Source organism: Stenotrophomonas sp. 3diitr2024 (genome assembly GCF_042136455.1).
Lineage (GTDB): Bacteria > Pseudomonadota > Gammaproteobacteria > Xanthomonadales > Xanthomonadaceae > Stenotrophomonas > Stenotrophomonas sepilia.
In genome coordinates this window covers 1-318 of sequence record NZ_JBHHMJ010000220.1, presented here as the reverse complement: position 1 = coordinate 318, position 318 = coordinate 1, and the positions used below count along the sequence as shown (strand labels likewise).

Sequence of the window (318 nt, the reverse complement as noted above, 5' to 3'; positions counted from 1 at the left end):
CGCCGTACTGGGTGTTCGTGGCCATCGCGATCCTGTGCGGCTTCGGTGGCGCGAACTTCTCATCGTCGATGTCCAACATCTCCTTCTTCTATCCCAAGCAGAAGCAGGGCCTGGCGCTCACCGCCTCGGCCTCCGCGCAGGAACGTACGCCACCGGCCCCGCACTGCATGGACGCGGTCGGCGTCCAGGAAGTGGAGCAGGCTTCATCGCGGTCGGCCGGCGCGGTGCGCATGATGCCCCAGACCAGGTCGCTGTACAGCGGCGCCATCCGCGACGTGCTCCAGTCCATCCACTTCTCGGCCTGGGCGCGTTCCATCG

Annotated in this window: 1 pseudogene; it reads left to right on the top strand. The window is 67.0% G+C overall.

Annotated elements, in window-relative coordinates:
- Positions 1 to 318 (top strand): annotated as a pseudogene (locus ABGA94_RS05025) (hypothetical protein); the annotation flags it as partial.